The sequence below is a fragment of the Candidatus Sodalis sp. SoCistrobi genome, assembly GCF_900143145.1.
GTDB lineage: Bacteria > Pseudomonadota > Gammaproteobacteria > Enterobacterales > Enterobacteriaceae > SoCistrobi.
Window position 1 is genome coordinate 1 of the sequence record NZ_FRDB01000250.1, and the last position, 4,082, is coordinate 4,082.

Below are 4,082 nucleotides of genomic sequence, written 5' to 3' on the forward strand. Positions count from 1 at the left end.
CTTTCGTGGATACTCTTTCGGTCACCATCCGTTCAACGATTCGGGGAAGAATAACCAGACCATGCTTTGCCAATACTGGGGCCAGCGCGGTATAAACTTGGTCAATCCCCCGAAATCTAAATCCTTGTTGAGCGTTCTTTCCTTCTTTCTTAATCCCCGTTACTGCTAAATCACGAGCAATGTTACTGATGGCTGAATACACTTTCATCGTTCACCTCAAAAAGGTTCGTTACCGTCCGGCATGAAGTATTTGATATTTAGCTTTTCTGTTTTTGCGTAATATAGAAAGTCTCTCATATGGTCATACCTACGTAATCGCCGACATTCTAATGCCTGAATTACGTAGAGACGCCGACATTCCTGACTCATACGCAGGGTTTGTACTTGTGGCGGTATATTATCTAATAAGCTCATTCCTCTTCCCTACCTCATATATCTTGATGGCGATATCCCATAGTAAAGCGTCGTGTAATCGCTGAGACTCTGCGATTAGTGCCTGAATTAATTTATTGGCATAGCTCATAGAGGATTGCCTTCTTGACGGAGAATATCGATAAGCTTCCTATATCCACTCCTCAGCCATTTTACGATTTTATCCAAGTGAGTTTCTTCCGGGTGATAGCTCCCCATGAGGGCAGCATTACCCGCGAATGCGTAATTCATGGGGTGCTCCTGTTATTATTGTGTTATTTGTGTATTGTATTTTGCATGACTCATGGTTTTCCAACTCTGACCGTTATCTTTAGATAACATGTGCCAGCAGCGACAGAGTCGCATTGATAAATAACCAGTTCGTTGAATGCGTATTGCGTAAGAAAGTCCTTCGCGGTACATACGTTCAAGTTGCTCTGCTTTCTTTTTTATCCGGTCGGGAATTTTAGGTTTCATTCTCCTTCTCCAGTTTACTGAGAATTTTCTTCAAAGTTTCGGCCTGAACGAATTGCACTGCAATACATTCAAACGTCAGCCGGACGCCGAGCAGTGTCAGCAATGCCAATATACCGTCGGTGACTTGCATATAGGGCGCTGCTGTACCGCTGAACGATGCAAAGGCCAGCGCCAGACAGGCGACGCATGAAATAATGAACAGCGCGTTGATAATTTTCAGTGTCCAGAATGTTTTAAACATAGTTGGCATCCTTCTCAGTTTGGTACTTGATTAATGCCTGAGTTGCACGACTGTGACGACGGCGAGCATTATGCAATTCACGCTTTTTCTTGAGCATGGCAATAAAATAAGGGTCAGTATGTTTAATCACACCCTCGTATTCTGGTTTGTCCGGACTGAGTCGTCCGCAATCAATGCCGGGGTCACCGTGCTCACGGAAATATTGACGCATCGCGGTACGATAAATATCTTTCAATGTCACCATTGCCTTTTCACAAGCGACGATATCTTTAGATGCTGCGATGATACGGGCGGCGATAACTTCCTGCGACTGCTTCATGCTTTTCTTTCCTTTGCGTTTGGGCTTCTTGAGCAAACCCGGCCATTCATCCTCTAAAAGCTTGTTTTCATGTGCCGTTGCCTGACGAACGTTGACGCATGAAATACTCTCTACGTCTGAAAATTTTTTGTATAATCCAATGACGGGCGCTACAGCGGCATTAGTGGCTGAAATACCAAGGCAAAAGAGGCCATATTCCCATGTTGAGTATTTGTTTTTTATTTCATACGTCACGAAATACCAGCGCGTAAGTTGTACTATTTCTTCGCTCATGATGATTCCTTATGCAACCTGAGAATATTTATCGTGGGTAAACAGCTTGTTCCAGCTTTTCTTCATTGGAAGCTCGCCTTTCAGATAGTGCCGATAAAGCCATTTAGCACCTTCTTTTAAAAGAATGACTTCATGAAATTTCTTCTTGCCTTTTTCGGTGTTAACAGTGACCACTTTCTCGGTAAAGTATTTGTCGCGCGCATAAGCCTTTACACGCCATTCATAAGGTTTGTTTTCTTCTTTCTGTCCGTCATAGAGGAAATTACGCTCTGCCAAAAACAGATTTACCCCCATAACATTTACCCCGTTAAGTTGCTTACAGAACTGGACGGGCGTCATTCCTACTTGGAAGAGGTTTTCCAAGCTGTCTACGGTTTGCTTAAGCTCTTCCACCTGTTCGGTATAGTTCAGTAGCATTCCACGCAGCCATGACGGGTCATTGAGCTGCGGCAATGCAACGGCAGCCTTGGCTTGTTTCTCGCACTGGATGAAGTACTGGCGCGCCTCCTTACCTTTCTCGTTGCGCTCAACCATCGAAAGCTCTTTCGCCATGTCGATGCTGATGGCGTAATCTTTGATCGGTTGTTGGCGAGATTTTGCGCTCCCCGATTTTGGGGAGCTCAAATTATCAACAATCACGTAGTCCTGATTTTCAATAAAGCTATATTGGCTGATACGGTCCTTAATCCATGTGGTGAAGTCCTTGCCGACCTTCAGGAACTCGTGCAGGTCACGGGCGTTCACCGTCTGGACGGTTTCGCCATTGATGCTATTCGTTTCGATTGCAATTAATTGCTGTAATTTAGACATGATCAATCTCCTCACAAGTCAATGTGATTAACGGAACCCCGGTACGATACCGGGGCGGGATGAGTGATTAGTGAATGCGTCTGGCGCTGAGTTTTTCTAGCGCGTCGGGAATTTCGACAAAGCTCGTGGGCCTGTAACCCAGATCCGTTGCGATCCCCGCAGCGATAGAACGGAACGAGTTGGCTTTTCCGACGAATGCAAGTTTACCGCCGAGTAGGTCATCCCAGATGGTGACTTGTACCCGGTAGCGGCAATCAGGAGTTTTGTGGCGGGTTGGCGCTGGCTGAACAGCGGAGGATAATCTGGCCTCCATGCGGTTAAACTCCGCGATGTAAGCTTCCTTGAACGCTGCGGCCTTCTTGCCGGTGAAGCCCATCACGAGAAAGACGAAGCCGTCTTTGGTCATGGTATACATCGGCCGTTTTTCGCCTTTAGCGTCGCTGTAACCAACGGGCTCAAAATTGAGCCGGTTAAATTCTGGCGAGCAATCCAAAGTTTCAATACTACGGATGACGTTCTTATGCAGCTTGCCAAAATAGTCGGCAACGTCCAATGATGTAGTTACAGCTTTACCGTTATGGATACTGACTTTAGGTGCAGCAAGGGATGTGTGAAGTGTCATTATGACCTCCGATGGTTACTTTATGTAATTACCACCAAGAGGTATCAATCTCTATATTGGTGGTGAACTGAACAGGGTTGATACTACCGGAGTAACCGCCCGGCCAGCCTTGCGGCTGCCCTATCCAGCTTACCATAGAGATGTAGCTAAATTGCGACGTAAAAAAACACGCTCGCGGCGTGTCAGTTTGTCGCGGTTACTTCGGCGGGGTATCAATCCCGGCACCTGAATTTGCAGATGCAGATTGACTATAGCGCATGGGTTATCCTTGCGTCAATGGGGCGGTGGATTTCTGTTTTTGGTCTCTGGACAGAGAAGGGTAACTTACTGACGTATAATAAATTTTACTGCACACAACCCCAGTTACGCCACCATGTCAACGTGTACTCCATTGGCGTTATAGCCCTGCACCCGAACACCGTTCACTCTGTGGCGTTTCCGGATCAAGAACCGTATATGGTCGGCATAGATGTATAGCCATTTTCCATCGACAGCGACATGCTTAAAGCCGAATCGCTCATTTTTCGATGCCTGGACAAAAGGAATAAAACTCTTTTTAGACAATTGATTATCTGCACACAACCCCTCATCTAGCAATCCCCGCCCTCTGATCATAGGTATCTACACATTTATCGTGATACCTGTTATTACTTTGCAGAATGAATAACCCCGAGTTTATTAGAGAGTAATTTTGGCAATACTACGCCGCTTCCTCTGATGCTAATTGCAAAGCGTAATAGTTCATTTCGGCTTCAGTAGGAGGGATGTAACCCAGCCGCCCGAGCAGCCTTCTGTTGTTGTACCAGTCCACCCAGTCCAGCGTGGCCAACTCCACTTCCGTCCGGTTTTTCCAGCTCCCGCGGTGGATAACCTCCGTTTTGTACAACCCGTTGATACTCTCTGCCATCGCATTATCGTAGGAGTCGCCG

9 protein-coding genes are annotated in these 4,082 nt (G+C 46.3%); all 9 read right to left on the bottom strand.

What is annotated here, in order from left to right; translation table 11 throughout:
* On the bottom strand, nucleotides 1-208 hold a 208-nt coding region (locus CINSTRO3249_RS13735), incomplete at its 3' end, for an ERF family protein (protein WP_174249794.1).
* A gap of 311 nt (nucleotides 209-519) precedes the next feature.
* The gene (locus tag CINSTRO3249_RS16820; RefSeq protein WP_125933203.1) at nucleotides 520-663 is read right to left on the bottom strand and encodes a protease FtsH-inhibitory lysogeny factor CIII; all 144 of its coding nucleotides are present in this window, start codon (nucleotides 661-663) and stop codon (nucleotides 520-522) included.
* Between the two features lie 15 nt (nucleotides 664-678).
* A complete protein-coding gene (locus tag CINSTRO3249_RS16825) occupies nucleotides 679-888 on the bottom strand; it encodes a ParE family toxin-like protein (protein WP_074013683.1) in 210 nt (69 codons plus the stop codon).
* Nucleotides 878-1,129: a hypothetical protein gene (locus tag CINSTRO3249_RS13745; RefSeq protein ID WP_074013684.1), complete on the bottom strand. Its 252-nt coding sequence runs from the start codon at nucleotides 1,127-1,129 to the stop codon at nucleotides 878-880. Before CINSTRO3249_RS13745 ends, CINSTRO3249_RS16825 begins: the two co-directional genes overlap by 11 nt.
* The gene (locus CINSTRO3249_RS13750) at nucleotides 1,122-1,721 is read right to left on the bottom strand and encodes a hypothetical protein (RefSeq protein ID WP_074013685.1); all 600 of its coding nucleotides are present in this window, start codon (nucleotides 1,719-1,721) and stop codon (nucleotides 1,122-1,124) included. The genes CINSTRO3249_RS13745 and CINSTRO3249_RS13750 overlap by 8 nt, the downstream gene beginning before the upstream one ends.
* A gap of 9 nt (nucleotides 1,722-1,730) precedes the next feature.
* Nucleotides 1,731-2,531, bottom strand: coding sequence for an antA/AntB antirepressor family protein (locus CINSTRO3249_RS17740; protein ID WP_254304370.1), 801 nt, complete (start codon nucleotides 2,529-2,531; stop codon nucleotides 1,731-1,733).
* Nucleotides 2,532-2,598: 67 nt separating this feature from the next.
* Complete coding sequence (locus CINSTRO3249_RS18065) at nucleotides 2,599-3,153, bottom strand: Rha family transcriptional regulator (RefSeq protein ID WP_084790238.1); 555 nt, start codon at nucleotides 3,151-3,153, stop codon at nucleotides 2,599-2,601.
* A gap of 363 nt (nucleotides 3,154-3,516) precedes the next feature.
* Nucleotides 3,517-3,768, bottom strand: a complete 252-nt coding sequence (locus tag CINSTRO3249_RS13770; protein WP_074013686.1) for a hypothetical protein — start codon at nucleotides 3,766-3,768, stop codon at nucleotides 3,517-3,519.
* 85 nt (nucleotides 3,769-3,853) lie between these two features.
* Nucleotides 3,854-4,082: integrase core domain-containing protein (locus CINSTRO3249_RS13775; protein ID WP_143146879.1), on the bottom strand; the 229-nt coding region annotated here is incomplete at its 5' end.

Coding starts and splice junctions, on each gene's coding strand:
- CINSTRO3249_RS13745 (WP_074013684.1), bottom strand. CDS start 1,129: ATGTTTAAAACATTCTGGACACTGAAAATTATCAACGCGCTGTTCATT.
- CINSTRO3249_RS17740 (WP_254304370.1), bottom strand. CDS start 2,531: ATGTCTAAATTACAGCAATTAATTGCAATCGAAACGAATAGCATCAAT.
- CINSTRO3249_RS13750 (WP_074013685.1), bottom strand. CDS start 1,721: ATGAGCGAAGAAATAGTACAACTTACGCGCTGGTATTTCGTGACGTAT.
- CINSTRO3249_RS16825 (WP_074013683.1), bottom strand. CDS start 888: ATGAAACCTAAAATTCCCGACCGGATAAAAAAGAAAGCAGAGCAACTT.
- CINSTRO3249_RS16820 (WP_125933203.1), bottom strand. CDS start 663: ATGAATTACGCATTCGCGGGTAATGCTGCCCTCATGGGGAGCTATCAC.
- CINSTRO3249_RS18065 (WP_084790238.1), bottom strand. CDS start 3,153: ATGACACTTCACACATCCCTTGCTGCACCTAAAGTCAGTATCCATAAC.
- CINSTRO3249_RS13770 (WP_074013686.1), bottom strand. CDS start 3,768: ATGATCAGAGGGCGGGGATTGCTAGATGAGGGGTTGTGTGCAGATAAT.